Annotated in this window: 16 protein-coding genes; 7 read left to right on the top strand and 9 right to left on the bottom strand. The window is 41.1% G+C overall.

Features of this window, described 5'->3' with window-relative positions; genetic code table 11:
- The 3 genes from ABJK37_RS15430 to proB form a co-directional block, all read right to left on the bottom strand.
- Nucleotides 1–906, bottom strand: a complete 906-nt coding sequence (locus tag ABJK37_RS15430; RefSeq protein WP_348355779.1) for a WYL domain-containing protein — start codon at nt 904–906, stop codon at nt 1–3.
- Between the two features lie 136 nt (nt 907–1,042).
- Nucleotides 1,043–2,290, bottom strand: a complete 1,248-nt coding sequence (locus ABJK37_RS15425) for a glutamate-5-semialdehyde dehydrogenase (RefSeq protein ID WP_348355776.1) — start codon at nt 2,288–2,290, stop codon at nt 1,043–1,045.
- Complete coding sequence (proB, locus tag ABJK37_RS15420; protein ID WP_348355773.1) at nt 2,287–3,393, bottom strand: glutamate 5-kinase; 1,107 nt, start codon at nt 3,391–3,393, stop codon at nt 2,287–2,289. The genes ABJK37_RS15425 and proB overlap by 4 nt, the downstream gene beginning before the upstream one ends.
- Nucleotides 3,394–3,833: 440 nt before the next feature.
- Here proB and ABJK37_RS15415 point away from each other — a divergent pair, with 440 nt between their 5' ends.
- The 3 genes from ABJK37_RS15415 to ABJK37_RS15405 all read left to right on the top strand — a co-directional run bounded on the left by ABJK37_RS15415 (nt 3,834) and on the right by ABJK37_RS15405 (nt 6,603).
- Nucleotides 3,834–4,319 (top strand): MarR family transcriptional regulator, encoded by a 486-nt coding sequence (locus tag ABJK37_RS15415; RefSeq protein ID WP_348355770.1) that lies wholly within the window; start codon nt 3,834–3,836, stop codon nt 4,317–4,319.
- A gap of 253 nt (nt 4,320–4,572) precedes the next feature.
- Nucleotides 4,573–5,892, top strand: coding sequence for an AarF/ABC1/UbiB kinase family protein (locus tag ABJK37_RS15410; RefSeq protein ID WP_348355767.1), 1,320 nt, complete (start codon nt 4,573–4,575; stop codon nt 5,890–5,892).
- A 24-nt stretch (nt 5,893–5,916) separates the two neighbouring features.
- On the top strand, nt 5,917–6,603 hold the full coding sequence (locus ABJK37_RS15405) for a DUF480 domain-containing protein (RefSeq protein ID WP_348355764.1): 687 nt from the start codon (nt 5,917–5,919) through the stop codon (nt 6,601–6,603).
- Between the two features lie 105 nt (nt 6,604–6,708).
- Here ABJK37_RS15405 and ABJK37_RS15400 read toward each other — a convergent pair whose 3' ends face one another.
- Together ABJK37_RS15400 and ABJK37_RS15395 are read right to left on the bottom strand one after the other, a co-directional pair.
- Nucleotides 6,709–7,866: an AI-2E family transporter gene (locus tag ABJK37_RS15400; RefSeq protein ID WP_348355762.1), complete on the bottom strand. Its 1,158-nt coding sequence runs from the start codon at nt 7,864–7,866 to the stop codon at nt 6,709–6,711.
- 163 nt (nt 7,867–8,029) lie between these two features.
- Nucleotides 8,030–8,794 (bottom strand): SDR family oxidoreductase, encoded by a 765-nt coding sequence (locus ABJK37_RS15395; RefSeq protein ID WP_348355759.1) that lies wholly within the window; start codon nt 8,792–8,794, stop codon nt 8,030–8,032.
- Between the two features lie 237 nt (nt 8,795–9,031).
- Between ABJK37_RS15395 and ABJK37_RS15390 the strand changes: the two genes are divergently transcribed.
- From ABJK37_RS15390 to ABJK37_RS15380, 3 genes are all read left to right on the top strand, one after another.
- Nucleotides 9,032–9,550, top strand: coding sequence for a (2Fe-2S)-binding protein (locus ABJK37_RS15390; protein WP_348355756.1), 519 nt, complete (start codon nt 9,032–9,034; stop codon nt 9,548–9,550).
- Between the two features lies 1 nt (nt 9,551).
- Complete coding sequence (locus ABJK37_RS15385) at nt 9,552–11,831, top strand: molybdopterin cofactor-binding domain-containing protein (protein WP_348355753.1); 2,280 nt, start codon at nt 9,552–9,554, stop codon at nt 11,829–11,831.
- A 174-nt stretch (nt 11,832–12,005) separates the two neighbouring features.
- Entirely contained in the window at nt 12,006–12,359 is a 354-nt protein-coding gene (locus ABJK37_RS15380) for a RidA family protein (RefSeq protein ID WP_348355750.1), read from the top strand.
- 145 nt (nt 12,360–12,504) lie between these two features.
- Here ABJK37_RS15380 and trxC read toward each other — a convergent pair whose 3' ends face one another.
- Both trxC and ABJK37_RS15370 read right to left on the bottom strand, forming a co-directional pair.
- Nucleotides 12,505–12,936, bottom strand: coding sequence for a thioredoxin TrxC (gene trxC, locus ABJK37_RS15375; protein ID WP_348355747.1), 432 nt, complete (start codon nt 12,934–12,936; stop codon nt 12,505–12,507).
- Between the two features lie 31 nt (nt 12,937–12,967).
- Nucleotides 12,968–14,065, bottom strand: a complete 1,098-nt coding sequence (locus tag ABJK37_RS15370; RefSeq protein WP_348355745.1) for a glutathione S-transferase family protein — start codon at nt 14,063–14,065, stop codon at nt 12,968–12,970.
- Nucleotides 14,066–14,428: 363 nt separating this feature from the next.
- Here ABJK37_RS15370 and rsgA point away from each other — a divergent pair, with 363 nt between their 5' ends.
- Nucleotides 14,429–15,481, top strand: coding sequence for a ribosome small subunit-dependent GTPase A (gene rsgA, locus ABJK37_RS15365; protein WP_348355743.1), 1,053 nt, complete (start codon nt 14,429–14,431; stop codon nt 15,479–15,481).
- Nucleotides 15,482–15,603: 122 nt separating this feature from the next.
- On the opposite strand, the gene ABJK37_RS15360 is transcribed toward rsgA, so the two are convergent.
- Both ABJK37_RS15360 and ABJK37_RS15355 read right to left on the bottom strand, forming a co-directional pair.
- A complete protein-coding gene (locus tag ABJK37_RS15360) occupies nt 15,604–16,143 on the bottom strand; it encodes a DUF1697 domain-containing protein (protein ID WP_348355740.1) in 540 nt (179 codons plus the stop codon).
- Between the two features lies 1 nt (nt 16,144).
- Entirely contained in the window at nt 16,145–17,221 is a 1,077-nt protein-coding gene (locus ABJK37_RS15355) for an alpha/beta fold hydrolase (protein WP_348355737.1), read from the bottom strand.
- Between the last annotated feature and the right edge of the window lie 19 nt (nt 17,222–17,240).

Here is a 17,240-nt window from a genome sequence, read left to right as displayed (position 1 = left end):
CTAACTAATACTGGGGACCAGAGAAATGTTCTCAATAAGTTCCAAAGCATCTAAGTTAGCGAGCGCTAACTGACAACTGGTTTGACTATTATTATACTGCGTTGAGCAATCCACCTGCCACTGCCGCAAAACATAAGAAGCGACAGCTGCCCGCAATTGCACTGTCAGTTTTCCATCCAACATATCGTAATCCATCTCGATCGCTTTAGGATGCTGAATCTTAGGGTGGGGAATAAGCACTATTTCTACTATTTGTTGCCATTGCTGATCATAATGGCTCGCTTCATGTACATGCACTGCGCCTTGAATGGGCTCAATAGAAGTAAATCGTGTAGACACAAAATCTCGAAAACTGTTACTTTTTCGATCATAAGCGCGAACATGCCATCGATGACCATTATTTACTATGGAATGCGGTACTAACGCCCTTTCAGTTTCCCCAGAAGAAACTGATACGTACCCGCATTTAATGGCATGTTTATTATGAATCGCTCGCATAATGCTTGCGATAATAGTCACTTCGGGATGTATCAGCCTGACCGCGTCAAAACACTGCTCAGAAGGTTGCACTCCTGTAGAAATACCATTGCCAAATCCGCGACTTAAAGAGGTCAAGATCACTTCAGGATCATGACTAAAGACCGCACGAAAATTTTCTGTGCGGTGATAACTTTTAGTTTGGTGTCGTAAAATAAGGTTTTGCGGTGCTAGTTCTTTGTAAGTACTAAAATCTCGAGTACTGGCTGCCAATCCTGTTTTAAAACGTTGAATCAAATCGTTACGAGCTACATGACCAAAAAACTGCAAACTAAAATCAATAAAAGCTAAACGATCTTTTTGCGCATGGGTTAACTCAGTAAGTTTTTTGTTTATTTCCGATTCAATCGAATTACTATGGTGTTCCATCAAGATAGACTCATAATGACTAGGTGTACGGAGAGTAAATCACCGACACACACAATACAATCATTATGATTACTACTTTAATTGGAAAATAGGAAGGTAACAAAGCCCAGACGACCCGTCTCTGTTACGATTTAAGTCAAGCGCGAATTTGTCCATCACCTTTAACCAAGTATTTCTCAGTGGTGAGTGACTCGATTCCCATAGGGCCATATGCATGTAACTTAGTGGTTGCGATTCCAATTTCGGCACCTAACCCAAGCTCACTGCCATCTGAAAAACGCGAGGAGGCATTCACCATTACCACAGAGGCATCAACTGAACGCTGAAAACGTTTTGCTGTTAATTCATTTCGGGTACAGATAACTTCAGTATGATGGCTACCAAACCTATCTATATGCGCCATGGCCTCATCGACTCCGTCTACAACACGAATAGCTATCTCAAGCTCTAAGTATTCTTGACCAAAACCTTCCACTTCTAACAAGTTTGCGTTACTGAAATATTGGCAAGCGTTTCCACAAGCGTGGACTTTGACGTGCTTTTCTTTTAACTTTTCGGCCACTTTCGGCAAGAATTCCGCTTCAATAGATTGGTCGACCAATAATCCCTCAATTGCATTACATACTCCTGTTCTAGAAGTTTTACCATTAATTAATAAATCCATTGCAACACTCTGGTCAGCATCTTTGTCTATATAGAGATGACAAACACCTTTAAAATGCTGAATCACTGGGATTCTACTGTTATCAGTTACAAAATTAATCAAGCCCTCACCGCCTCTTGGGATGATTACATCGATACTATCCCGTTGCTGCATCAACTCAAACATCAAATCACGACTGGGATCTGGCACAACAGTAATAAGCTCTTTAGGCAAATCGAATGACGTTAGAACTTCTTGTAAAACTTCGGCTATCGCTAAACTAGAGATCAACGCTTCTTTGCCACCTCGCAAAATTACTGCGTTTCCTGATTTAAAACATAACGCGCCAGCGTCTGCTGTTACATTAGGTCGTGCTTCGAAAATCATACAAACTACACCAAGGGGAACCCGCATTTTATGGATCTGTAATCCATTTGGACGCTCGCTGACTGCTCGCAGTGCCCCGACAGGATCCTCGAGTCCAGCAATCACTTCAATTCCCGATGCCATTGCTTCAATTCTATGGGGATCTAGCGTCAGCCTGTCGAGCATCGCACTGCCCAAATTGTTTTCTTTCGCTAACACCAAGTCTTGCTCATTAGCCGTTAAAATAACCTGCTTTTTTTGACGTAAAGCTTTAGCCATGGCTAGTAGTACTTGGTTTTTGATTGACTCATCTAACACTGCTAAGGTTTTGGATGCTTTAACCGCGCCCAATGTTAAATTTTTTATTACACTCATACTGTCTCCAACAACGCGACATTTTTGTCTGAAATAATAGGCCCTGTTTGCTCTTGAAAATCACTCGCAAAGTTTTTGTCTTCTTGATTAGTAATAAAGCTCAGCAAACAACTACTATAATTTGACTTGGCTTTCGCCAACTTAGTGCCGTCATTCCTGCGGACCAAAATCGTATCACCCACAGCAAATTCACCTTTAATTTCGACTAAGTCTTCACTGGTAAGTTGTTCACTGTGTGCATCAAGTTTAGCCTTAAAGTCATCCTCAACTATCACCTCACCTTGAGCCGTAGAGGTATGTGTCATCCAATGAATGTGCTCCAGCATAGGAGAGGATGCCGAAGAAAACCGCGTTCCAGGATTCTCACCGTTTAACAACTTAGTAAAAGACAATTCTGTAAAACCATTAACTATATAGGTGTCAATTCCATGCAAGGTGGCTTTCTTCGCTGCTTCTACTTTAGTTATCATGCCACCCGTGCCCACTGCACTTGTCGCTCCATCTGCCATTGCGAACACTTCTGCATTTATTTCCGAAATATTTGGGATAAGAACCGCGTCTTGGTGTTTATGAGGATTTTTATTGTATAAGCCATCAATGTCGGAACAAATGATCAAAGCATCTGCGTCCGCTGCGGCCGCAACAATCGCAGATAAATTATCGTTGTCTCCCACCTTTAACTTGTCGGTCACTATAGTGTCATTTTCATTAATGATGGGTAATACACCATGATCGAGTAACGTAAAGATGGTTTCTCTTACGCTAATGTAGCGCTCTCTATCACGCAAGTCGCAACGAGTCAGCAGCATTTGTGCAGTTGCAAAATCAAATAGCTTTTCCCAGGTTGCAATCATTTCTGCTTGACCCGCAGCGGCCATAGCCTTTTTAATAGGAATGGTTTGTTGTAATTCACTTGGAAATAAATGTGAACCTGCCGCTACCGACCCTGATGACACAAGGACCACATCGATTCCTTGCGTACGACAACTTACAATAAATTGTGCAATACTTTCTAAGTACTGGCTACTACACCCCTTTCCATGAGGTGCAATTAATGCACTTCCCACTTTTATGACAATACGTTTCCAATTAAATCTGTTCATAATAACTAACTTCTTACCTTGCGAAATTCAACGCTAATTCATTGATGTAGGCGTCATTGCCTGATGTTTCGTTTATTTGAAGAGCTTTTGAAATTAAAGCTTATTCTCTTGGAGGGGTCATGAAGGGTTTGAAAGCTGCATTTTGGTCCTCTTAAAAAGTTTGACTAAAATTACCTAGTAATCTAATAATTCGTATACTAACTATTTTTTAATAAAATTTCTACACCCCGATCGATATAACATAGTTCATTGAGGCAATAATTAGATAGAGTTGAACTTTACCTAGGATAAATTTTAGGTAAATAAAGTGATTAATACTGAATATAAAAATTGAACTCTAGGTTAATTACTCTTACATTAAGCGACATTTATCGGACGTTAATATTTAAACTTTTCGGCCGGTGTTCAAAGATGTTCAAAGATGTTCAAAGGTCAGTTTTATGCAAAAATATGAAGAGTTATTGGTATCGTTAAGAAAGGTCACCCGAGCCATTGGGCTTTACTCAAAAAAATTATCTAAGGAAAGTGGATTGACTAGCCCTCAGCTTATTGTGCTAAAGGAAATCGCGCAACATAACGGTTGTATGGTTAAGGATATAGCGCAAAGTATTAATCTTAGTTCCGCAACAGTAACGAGTATCCTAGATAGACTTGAAGCACGTAATTACGTTATTCGAGAACGCTCTGTTACAGACAAACGCAGGGTTGGCCTGCATCTTACTGAGCACGGGAAAACCGTCATAGAAAATGCGCCTCGCCCACTGCAAGCTCATTTTATTGACCGTTTTGAAAAGCTTCAAGAATGGGAGCAAACTCAATTGGTTTCTACCATGCAACGTATTGCATCCATGATGGACGCAGAAGATATAGACGCTGCACCACTGTTAGAAGTTGGTACCCTATATGACGTCACGCAACCTGAATAACGCGCAGTTGAGCAATCTAAATTGCACCTGTCAAAGACAGTGGTTTATTTATGCTCAGTGCCAAATTTTTGTTGTGTCACATTGAACGAGATTACTAACATCCCAAATGACTGCCTATTTGGGATATTGCCAAAAACGCCTCCTATCCAGTTGCTCCGCAAGGATATAGACTAACTTTTCCAATCTGTTTGGTGGTGGAATAAATCCGAAATTCACCACCCAACGTACTGACCTTTTTATGAGGCGTTACTCTATGCAAAATAATACAAAGACTGCTTCTATCCCCAAGGGCAGATTAAGTCGATTCAGCAAGTTAGGTTCTTTGGCCGGAAGAGTGGCTGGAAATGTACTTGCTGAAGGGATCAGTGAATTAGCTAAAGGAAATCGACCAAAAATAAAAGACTTATTGCTCACCCCATCAAACGCGATGCGTGTGACCGAGCAACTTTCGCAAATGCGTGGAGCTGCGATGAAGGTGGGGCAAATGTTATCTATGGATGCGGGTGATATGTTGCCAAAAGAGCTAACAGATTTACTCGCTCGGTTACGTTCAGACGCTAGGTCTATGCCCGAAAAGGAACTAGTTAGTTTGTTAGAAACACAATGGGGCCAAGGCTGGCAGAAAGAGTTTATACAATTTCCGTTACAACCTATAGCTGCGGCCTCTATTGGCCAAGTGCATAAAGTGATTACTAAAGACTTAAAACGTTTAGCAATTAAAATTCAATATCCAGGAATCAAGCAAAGTATTGATAGTGACGTAGATAATGTCGCAACCTTAATAAAGTTAACAGGGTTATTACCCAAAGGTTTGGACATTAAGCCACTATTGGAAGAAGCTAAAAAACAACTGCATGATGAAGCGGATTATATTCTTGAAGGAAAATATTTAGATCGCTACGCGGCTGTTATTGAAAACGATGATGCGTTCGTTATGCCTGTATTAGATGAAGCATTGAGTTCAGATTCGATTCTCGCAATGAGTTTCGTTGACGGTTTACCAATAGAACAGTTAATCAACCAATCTCAACACACTCGGGACCAAATTATGACGCAGTTAATGCGTTTATTTTTCAAAGAGTTATTTGACTTCCAACTGGTGCAAACTGATCCCAACTTCGGCAATTTTCAATATGATCAAGAATCACAAAAAATAGTGCTTTTAGACTTTGGCGCTACCCGAACTTACACATCACAAATGGCCGAAGGTTACCGCCAGTTAATGCAAGGTGCCGGTCGTCATGACAAAATACAAATTCGCCAAGCAATTTTAGATATTGGGCTTATTCGTCAAGACTTACCTGAAAATGTACAGCGCAATATTACAGATCTAGTTTACATGGCTTGCGAACCGTTATATGCAGAATCGCCCTACGACTTTGCGGGCTCTGACCTATCTTCACGTTTGCAGCAGCAAGGAATGCAACTAGGACTAGAAAAAGAATATGCGCATACACCTTCTGCCAACGCAATATTTTTGCACAGGAAACTTGGTGGATTATTTTTATTAGCTATAAAATTAAAAGCCAAAGTGGATATGCAAAGTCTATTTGCACCTTATAATGAAGCCTAACTAGCAGTACCAAAGGACGCTTAAATGCTTATTCAACTCACGCCCCTTCAAGCTCGTATTATTGGTGTTTTACTCGAAAAAGAAGTGACTACACCTGATCAATATCCTCTGTCTCTCAATGGATTAACCCTTGGGTGTAATCAAAAAAGTAATCGAGAACCGGTGATGAACCTAAGTGAATCGGACGTTCAAAACGTGCTCGATGAGCTTAGAGAAAAAAAACTCATCCTCGAACATACTGGGACTGGTAGCAGAGTGGTAAAATACAAACATCGCTTTTGCAATACCGAATTCAGTGATTTGAAATTTAGCCGGCAACAATTAGCGATTATCTGCGTATTGCTACTGCGCGGCCCGCAAACTCCGGGAGAACTTAGGACTCGCAGCAACCGCTTAGCCGACTTTGAGAACGTAGATGAAGTAGAAACTACCCTTAACAAATTGCATGATTTGAACGACCAGCAACTCGTAGTAAAACTAGAGCGTGAGCCTGGCAAACGGGATTCTCGTTACGCACACTTATTTAGTGGCGACCAAGTATTTCCAATCCAGTCACAGCCCAAAACTCACATTCACGCTGACCAGGAAGAAAACTCAGCATCTACATCCGCAAAAGACCAAGAGCGTCTTAGTCAACTAGAGCATCAGGTTGCTTGCTTGACTAAACAACTAGCAGAATTAAAAGAAATTGTTGATATTTTGAGTGAGTAATAATCACTCAAATAATGGTTTTACAGTCACGAAGCGGTAAAACCATTTCTAATATAGCGAACAAAAACTCACTACTAGCATTGAACCAATAAAGTTAATTGACCATTACCCACCCGCTTCTATGATTCTGAGCCAATTTCCCCAAAGACCTAACTCAGACAAAGCAAGTTTGATACATACCAATAGCGGTACAGACAACAAAATACCCGAAAGCCCCCATAGCCATCCGCAAATAATCAACCAGAGCATAATAACGAGAGGATTAATCAACATGTTCCTACCCAGAACGGTCGGAGTAATAAACTGTGACTCAAGCATATTTAACACTAGATAAGCAGCCACTGGCAGTAACACTGAGACATTGACACCATATTGTACTAATCCAGCTAAAGATAATATTAATACACCTAGTACAGAGCCTACATACGGAATGAAATTTAGAATTCCCACCATGACTCCCCACAAAAGCGCATCTTCTAAACCAATAAAATATAAAACCAAGGCCGTGACTAAACCTAACCCAGAATTAATAATACTAACGGTGATAATATAACGAGAAAGCTGCGCTTGGGTCATATTTACCAAGTTAATAGCTTTTTCGCGTTTTTCTTTTGTGGGTAATTCCTTGATGAAGGCGTTGAAAAGACTAGGACCAAAGATAAGCAAAAACAAAATTAATATGATGCTAACCAAAACTTGTGCTAAAAATACCGGGGCGGCTCCTAACGCTTCAAGAATAAACTCGAGCCCTCCCTGTTTAATGTGTTCAGTCACCACGTCGCTAGTCGTTTCCTTGGGTTGAATTTCGACATCTTCACTACTGAACCAATCTAAAAAACTAAACTCTTTTACTGGTTTCGCTTTTACCAACTCCTCGTGTTGTTGTTTTTCAAATGCGTCACTAATTGATTCAACTTGCTGAGTAAGCTGCACAGATAGTTTAGGGATAAGTTTCGCCCACTTCTGGGCGGGCTCAAATAATTCGAGTCCTAACAATGTAAAAGGTGCAATGAGCATAGCCATTAACGCGATAGAAGATAGCGAACGTGGTATACGTAGGCGTTTTAACACTGTTACTAATGGGCTCAATAGAAGCGCGATGAGTATAGTTAATACCAATGGAATAATGAGTGATTGAGCAAAATATAGAGTATAAAAAACCGCCAGCAATAGGATCCATTTGATGCTCGGAATATTAGTTAATCTTTGGTTTTTTTCTACATTTTCTGAGTCTTGAAGGGATTCAGCGTGCGACTTTTGCATGATTTTCCAGAATCTAAAATTAGTTAAACAAAGCAGCCTTTGGTCCAACTCAGCTGCAACTAGTTATATCCTAATTGATAGATTCAAGTTTAAACAGCACTCTTGTTGAGCGAATGCGATATCTCAATTCTACACTCGAGGCTACTTTTCTTTATTTGCAGCCTTATATTGCGGTCGAACCACCATCCACGGGTAAGGTAGATCCAGTTGTAAAGCTTGCAGCATCAGAACTTAGATACAGCACTGCGGCAACGACTTCTTCTACTGTTCCCACTCGGCCAACAGGGTGCATCGAGCCAATCATATGGCTCTTCTTTTCATCTCCCGCAATGGCGCGCCGATACATATTGGTATCAATCACCGCTGGACAAATGGCATTCACTCTAATGCCTTTTTTGGCATATTCTACTGCCGCTGACTTAGTCAATCCAACCACTGCATGTTTACTTGCAGCGTAAATACTCATTTTAGGTGCAGCGCCTAACCCCGCTACAGATGCAGTATTCACAATGGCTCCACCACCAGTTTTTAGCATGCTTTGGATCTCATGTTGCATACATAACCACACACCTTTGACATTGATATCCATAATTTTATCAAAGACGTTTTCACTTCCTTCAGCCAGTTTGCTTGACTCTATGTCGATGCCGGCGTTATTAAATGCAATATCTAAACGTCCAAAAGTCTCTTGAATAAAGTCAAAAAGTGCCGTTACTGACCCGCTATTACTGACATCACATTCTTGGAAAACAGCTTGAAGACCATGGGAAACAAGATCTTGTGCCAAATGTTCACCTTGGGTATCAATGTCTGCCAAAACCACCTTAGCTCCTTGATGCGCAAAAGAACGTGCAGCGGCTTGCCCTATGCCGGAAGCCGCGCCAGTGACTAAAACAATTTTACCTAAAAAATCTTTATTATTATGCATTGAATCAATTCTCAAGCTCACTCGTGAACCATAGATTAACAACCTCTGATGCAAACTATAAATAAGCTTTTAAGATGTTAACCAATCAATACAACTGATAGGTAACTTGCCGTTTAAACGTGTGCAAGTTTGACTTCGAGATTAATCAGTTACATCGCTATCAACATTAGTTTTTGTTGCTACACTGTTTAAGCGACATTACCAAGCTAATTTCTCAACCGGACAAGAAGCATAACTATGATTACATTTACACTTAACGGTAAAAAAATGAGTACTGATGCACCTAAAGACACACCTTTATTGTGGATCATTCGAGATGAATTTGGACTCAAAGGGACTAAATTTGGCTGCGGAATTGCCATGTGTGGTGCTTGTACCGTACATTTAAACGGTAGTCCGGTAAGATCTTGTTCATTGCCAATTAGCGCTCTGGATGGAGGCAAAATTACAACCATCGAAGGGCTTGGGAATAAACACCCTTTGCAAAAAGCGTGGGTTGAGCACCAGGTGCCTCAATGTGGTTACTGTCAGTCTGGACAAATCATGCAGGCCACTGCGTTATTGGCGACGAATGCCAATCCTTCAGATGCAGAAATCGTTAATCATATGAACGGAAACTTGTGTCGTTGTATGTCATATAAGCGTATCAAAGAAGCAATTAAGCAAGTATCTTCAGCAAGCGCCAGCGTCGTAGAAATTTATGATCCCAAAAGAGAGAGTATTCTAGAAGGTAATAATCAACAGGGAGTAGTGTAAAATGACTCGCCTTAATAAAACCGAAAAAATTCAACAAAGCCGTCGTAACTTTTTAATAGGAACCTTACGCACAGGCTTAGTTATGGCCTTTGCACCAGCAATGACTGCTTACTCCTCAGAATCAGCGGCTACTTCCCTCAATAAAAAGCGCTTTAGTCCAACAGTGTGGTTTGAAATTGATCAATCAGGTTCAATTCTAATCAACATTTCGCGAGCTGAAATGGGACAACACGTAGGTACTGCCATCGCCCGTATTGTTGCCGATGAATTGGGGGCTGATTGGGATAACGTCTCGATCAAACATGTAGATACCGATCCCAAATGGGGATACATGGTCACTGGCGGTTCATGGTCTGTTTGGCAGTCTTACTTACCCATGTCCCAAGCAGGCGCAGCGGGGCGTACGGTTTTAATTGAAGCCGCAGCAAAATTACTTCAGGTTCAAGCCAGTGACTGCAAAACACAAGATAGTCATGTAGTTTGTGGCGACAAGTCGATTAGTTTCGCTGATATAATTAGTCAGGGCAGTATTGATAGGACGTTTAGCGCAGAAGAGCTGGCCCTGTTCACACCCAAAGATCCTAAAACCAGACAGTTAATCGCTAAACCCAGTAACGCTTTAGATGTACCCGCAAAAACGACAGGCACCGCAAAATATGGCCTTGACGTAGAAATCCCTGGCATGGTGTACGCCCGTCCGTTAATACCTCCCACACGTTATGGTTCAAGAGTACTGAAAGTAAACGATACCAAAGCGACTAAGGTTAAAGGTTACTTAGGTTATGAGATTTTGCAGGATCCCAGTAATATTCTGCAAGGTTGGGTGTCGGTACTGGCCGATACTTACTTTGGCGCAATTCAAGCAGCCCAAGCTATGAATGTAGAGTATCAGGCGGGTGAAACGGCCAATGTTAGTGAACAAGATTTAATTGATGAAGGCGAAAAACTAGTTGCTGACAAAACCTCTGGTGGACGTTTTGTTGATCATGGAGACATAGATAAAGCATCTGCTGAGGCAAAAAAATCAATCGATTCCACTTACAAAACATCTTCGGTATTGCACTTTGCTTTAGAGCCAGTGAATGCCGCCGTCGAATTCAAAGATGGTATTTGTCATGTACATACAGGCAACCAATGGCAATCGTTATTTTTGCCCGTTGTCGCGAAATCCGTTGGACTCACCGACGATAAAGTCATCATTCATCAATATTATCTCGGCGGTGGTTTTGGTAGGCGGTTAGCGGGTGACTACATGATCCCTGCAGCTCTAACGGCTAAAGCTATAGGTAAACCGGTGAAATTGGTATTTACTCGCGAAGATGATTCACGTTTCGATTGTATTCGCTCTCCTTCAGTGCAACATTTCGCGGCCTATTGGGATGGCGACAACGCGTTGCAAGGTATTGATCATGCCGCCGCTGCGGGATGGCCAACCTTGACCATGGCGCCCGGTTTTATGCCAGACAGCGTTGATAAAAAAACCAAAGTTGACAGTTTTTCTATTAGTGGCGCCGACCATTGGTACAGCCTCAACAATCATAGAGTGCGCGCCATCAACAACACACTGGCACAAAAAACCTTTGTACCAGGTTGGTTACGTGCTGTAGGTCCTGGTTGGATTGCATGGGGCGTCGAGTCTTTTATGGATGAAGTCGCCCATGCTCAAAATGTTGACCCTGTTGATTTTCGTATGAAATTGTTAGATGCAAAAGGTAAAAATTCAGGTTCAGAACCTGTAGCCGTAGGTGGAGCAAAACGCCTTTCTCATGTGCTAAACGAAACAAAAATTAAATCTGATTGGGGGAAAACCTTACCTAAAAACGAAGGTTTAGGTGTGGCAATAGCGGCAGGACAAGAACGCACTATGCCTACATGGAGTGCCTGTGTGGCCCATGTAAGAGTAAATCCTAAAACGGGTGAAGTGAAAGTATTAAAACTCACTAGTGTTATGGACTGCGGCACTGTTGTTCACCCTGATGGCGCATTAGCACAAACAGAAGGCGCCATGCTTTGGGGGCTTAGCCTTGCATTACACGAAGGAACGGCTATTAAAGATGGTCAAGTTGCAGACACAAACTTAAATAGCTATACACCATTACGCATGGCAGATGTACCTGAATTAGATATCAGTTTTGTAGAAAATACTGAAGCGCCGACCGGACTCGGAGAGCCTGGTTTAATTGCAGTTGCCCCAGCAATTGGTAACGCAATATATAATGCAGTAGGTGCCAGAATGCGCGACTTACCAATCACACCTAAGGCAGTAAAAGCGTTAATATAAAGTAAGCTGCTCCGCTAAGAACTGTAGTTCAAAGCGTCATTTCTTTAATAAGTTATGGCGCTTTTTTATGGATAGCGGTATGAGTCATATCTGGTCCGTCTTATTTTAAAACTTATCAAAAATCTCAATCTTGCTATGATCACCACTTCAAAAAATCAGGAGTTAACTGTAAAAATGACAAGTATTCAACGCCAAGAAACCAAACAACGTATGAGTCGAATTGTGATCCACCAAGGTACTATTTACCTTTGTGGACAAGTTTGCGCAGACGCCACCCAAGGCATAGAACACCAAACTCAAACCATGCTCGACAAGGTTGAACAATTGTTATTAGACGCGGGCAGTGATAAAGAACATATGCTCTCAGTCACTGTGTATATTAAAGACATGCAAGACTTTGCGGCTATGAATGCTGTATGGGATAACTGGGTACCACAAGGCCACGCGCCTGCAAGAGCTTGTGTTCAGGCATCTATGGCTAGGCCTGAGTTATTAGTCGAAGTCACTATCATTGCCGCACAGAAGTAGTTTTACAAAAATTGAGATACGAATAAATAGCACACTGTTTTAATTTCACTGAAGCAATACAGATTGGCCTATGTGAGTTGAATTAATCATCAACACCTTAGGCCTAATCAGTCGTCGTATAGGGGGCATTTAACAGCTTAAGGGGCTAAGCCAATTTTTGTAGACACTGCATTATCCAGTTTTTTAATTGTGACTCACTTAAGCCACCAGACACTCTATCGATCTCCTTACCATGAAGAAAAAAGATCAGCGTAGGGATACTACGAATAGAGGCATCTGCCGAAACTTGTTGCGCTTGTTCGGTATTCACTTTAGCAAATAACAGTTCTTCAGATTGTTTAGCTATTGCATTAAAAACAGGTGCCATTGCTTTACAGGGCCCACACCAGCTTGCCCAAAAATCGACAATCACAGGCAAGTCGTTTTTTTCTATATAACGGTAGAAAGAAGCATCAGTTAACTCAACAGGACTCGAAGAATAAGCCGCTTGCTGGCACTTACCACATTTGGCCTGAGTATGACTTTTGTCTTCTGGAATACGGTTTATTGCAAGGCAATGGGAACATACAATGTGCATTTGTTTTCCTAAGGGTTTAATTCAATTCATTTCAATTGAATACTAATTTATTGTTCACTCTACTGAGTTTCTTTTTAATATCTAACTGCATACTCTCTAATCCGCCAACGGATTGCAAAAAAGTGTCAACTGACTGTTTCTGCTGCTCATCAAATTGCTGGTAACAATCCAATATTCGTTGCACTTTCCATTGATGGAAAGTGCCAATGGCGCGCTGTTCAGTTATTTCACCAATAGTATACTGGTGTTCCCCTATGCTTCTGGGGATCTCGGCGTTTGGTGGATTTTTCTCTGCCCATTTTTCTAATTCTTTCACTGTATTAATTAGCACTGGCCACTGCTCTTTAAAAATACGAGACAACAGCTCAAGTAAAGTATCAGGGATTAAATCATCGGCTAAATAGTCTCCCTCAACGTTTTGGGCTTGATTCATTCTTTCAACCCATTTAGCCACGTTAGGCGCTATTTTTTTCATTAAAGCACCAGGCTCGGGATCGCGATATAAATGAGCGTACAAGGGGCCCATTAAACCAAAGTCACCTAAACAAGGTTTACCGCCTAGTAGATAATCATGCTCAGCAAAATGTTTATCCAATAGAGGCAACACATGGTTTTCATACCAGTATTCTATGGCAGGAATGCTTTTATCAGTAATACCTAACATAGGCACAAACCCTTTAAACTTTGCTCCAATTTTTTTGCCAATAAATGCACGAATAAAGCCAGGCATATTCGGTGCAACAACCTTTCCAAACTCTTGATAAATAAAGGGGAAATTAGCTTTATTCCAGCGATAATGCATAGCGGGTATCACTAGCCATTCATCTCCCCAAGTTTCAAAAAGGTAAGAGACTAACTTCTGTTTAGGCGTTGTTGGGATAACCGAACGCTGCGGATGACGTTGCTCGAGAGTATCAATAATCTGAGCGGTATCTTGTAAATATTCATCTTCAGGTGTTTTGACCACAGGCACAAAACGCACACCAGTTTTAGGAACGATGACACTCTTATAGACCTTCAGCGAAGAAAACACCTCAGTGTAGGGCAAACTTTTAAAAATCAAATAGGATCTAGCCTTCCCCGTATATAAAGACATTGGGGCGCCATAAAGAGTGTATTGTTCAGACATGTATTATCCTTAAGATGAGTTAATCTAATGCAGCTATATAAACCGATTCTAGAATAAAACGCTTTCAACTATTCGCCATTTCTTTACTTGATGGTTAACTATAAGTTTTTACTGATATGGGCAGACTGAGACAGTTTCAGCTTTACAGGTTTGTAGTGCGCTGTTACTTTAGCTGTGTAATTATTTTATAACTAAGGAGATTTTTTGATGATTGTTGTCACTACCTACATTGCTTGGCTAAAGCGGGTAGCTGTCTAAACTAAGAGCCGTTTTCTCTTATCCCACTACCCGTTGTCTTGTTAAGCGATGTCTATTTTATTGTCCTTAAATTGACCCGTTAACTATTAGACAACAGGATTTATCATGTCTGAAAAAAACTTTACCTTAGCGCAATTAGGTTGGAAAACGTTTTTCAATCAACAACTAACATTAGATAACTTAGAACAAACTACACCTTATCGAGTCACCCAAGTTTTTAGAAATCGACTCATTGTGTTGGGCGAAAGCGGCGAACTTGACTTGAATTTAGCTCAATACCCTAACTTGCAAAACTGCACTGTAGGTGACTGGTTACTGATTCCAAAAATAACAACCGACGCACCTGTCATTTTAGAAAGGCAGAGCATGTTCCAACGAAAATCCCCCGGCTCCAATACCAGTCAATTGATTGCAGCTAATGTAGACACCGCCTTTATTGTTAGCTCTTGCAACCACGATTTCAACGTATCCCGTATTGAACGTTATTTAGCTCTAGCCAAGGAAGCACAAGTAGAAGCAGTATTAATTTTAACCAAAGCAGATAAGATTAACGAGGAACAAAAAAGTGCTTACTTGGCACAATTGCGTGAGTTACAGGCACACTTGATTGTGATAACACTTAACGCCCTGAACATCGAGGAAGTTCATCAGCTCAAAGATTGGTGCAAGGTCGGGCAAACAGTAGTGCTGTTAGGTTCATCTGGCGTGGGGAAAACCACGATCTCCAATACATTGTGTCTAAGACAAGAAAGTACGGCACCAATTAGAGAGGATGATAGTAAAGGCCGGCATACCACAACAGGCCGTTCTCTATATTTTACTCATCCAGGAGGGTTAATTTTAGATTGCCCCGGAATGCGCGAATTACAACTCACCGATTGTGAAGACGGGATTAAGACGGTATTTTCAGATATTGAGCTAATCGCCAGCCAGTGTAAGTTTAGTAATTGCCAACACCAAACAGAACCCGGTTGTAAAGTATTAACGGCGATAGAAACCGGAGAATTAGCCCCTCGAAGATTAGAAAACTATCAAAAAATGCTTAAGGAACAAGCTAGAAATAGTATGTCACTGGCCCAATCTCATCAGCAAGATAGAGCGTTTGGCAAACTGATCAAACATACCCTAATGAGCAAAAAATCTCTAAGAGATAATTAAACACCCCAGCACCCAAACAATATCAGAACAGTGCAGCCCATGCTGCACTGTTCATTCTGATGACCTTGCCGTTCTGATGCTCTTGCTGCTCAATCTGCTTATTTTGCTTTATACACATTTCACTATTGCTTGCTAGCCAATGTCAGTAATTTGTTTACTGTGTTCCAGTTTCTGGCAGTGGTTGGCACTGCCAACAGCTTCTCTACTTTTTCGGCCAATTTAGAGCGACCAATGCCATCTGGCGCGTGTAAATAGAAGACTTGCTCTACCAACTTGAACATTTCACTGTCCTTTTTAAGTTGATTCATTTTATCAAAGGTTACGTTTTCAGCTGGTGCCGCCAAAAAATACAGATGCAGCGTTTTCGGGTCAGCTTGAGCTTCAGGAAAAGGGTTGTTTGCCACAGCTTGTTGAAATTTAGCTAATGTTAAAACCAATATTTGTGCTTGAAAACCAAAGCTAACTTCAATTTCGCAGGCTATCTTTCTAGATAGTACTTGAGCGTTTGGCTCTGGGTGTTGCAGCACAACATTTCCACTTTGAATATAAGTTTCAACATTTTGACAACCAAGTCCAAGCAGTGTTTCTTTTAGTCGTTTCATAACGACTATGTTTTTGCCGCCTACATTGATGCCTCGGAATAAAACAATCCAATGATTCATCCTAATTATCTCTCAAAAATTTCTGCAAAGACATCAGCATTTCTGCATGTTTAGGATTAGCTTTAGGCACATCGCACGGCAGTATTTCTTGCAACCTTGTTGCGTCATAGTTTATGTCTATAATTTGCTGGTTATTTATCACCACATCAGCATGACATACATCAACACGTTTGGGGATTTCAAAAAACGTATTAGTACCTTGGTTGATAGCCATAAGATTTCTAACACCCTCTATAGGCGTAGTTTTATCTGCAACTGAGTGGGCAACAAAGACAGGTAAACTGAGTGTCGCGCCATTTTCAATTAACGCGCGAACCGAAAAGATGACCTCAGTTAATTCGAATGCTGAAAAACGCGCTATTTTGGGATATTTGTAAGGATTAGGACCCTGGGTGTCGTAATCGCCATCAATAAGTTTCGCTAACCATTGGATGCCCCAGATTTTCGCGATAGATTCTACACTTGAATCGAGTGCTAAAGCGCCAGAAAATAATAGTAGGCCTTTCACTGTTTGCGGGTTTTGCAATATATACTCTGTTGCTAACACACCACCCGTAGAAAACCCCCCAACATACACTTGCTCACCTAATCCCGCTGCGAAATCCACCATGTCCGCGACATGGTTACGCCAACGATTTGCTAGCTCGGCATCCTGCATATCCTTATCGGCGTGTTTTTTACCATGTCCAGGCATTAAGGCTACAACAACATTAATACCTTGCTGATGAATAGATTCTGCAATCGATCGGAAATAAAAAGGGGAGTCACTTAATCCATGGAACAACACCACCACTTTTGAGGTCGTTTTATTGTGATGCAAAATATAAGGTGCATTGCCCTCGTTTTTTAATTTATCTGAACAGACTTTGAATACATTCAATTGTGGCGTTTGACAACCATTGGTGGTGGCCAATTGTGTTTGGTAAATGCTGTCAAATCGGTCAAACTCTAATTCAATCGAGCTAGAGTTTGCAGCAAAAGGGAACGACATAGTGCATAAAACAAACAGCACAAAAAGAAACTTCATATAGAGTATGCCCTGATATTGAATTGCGACTACTATATCCAGTTGCATCATAATTTACTATTTCGCAACC

This window comes from Paraglaciecola sp., assembly GCF_039964565.1.
Classification (GTDB): domain Bacteria; phylum Pseudomonadota; class Gammaproteobacteria; order Enterobacterales; family Alteromonadaceae; genus Paraglaciecola.
Note: the sequence above shows the minus strand (reverse complement) of the source record. Positions and strands in the feature narration are given on the sequence as shown.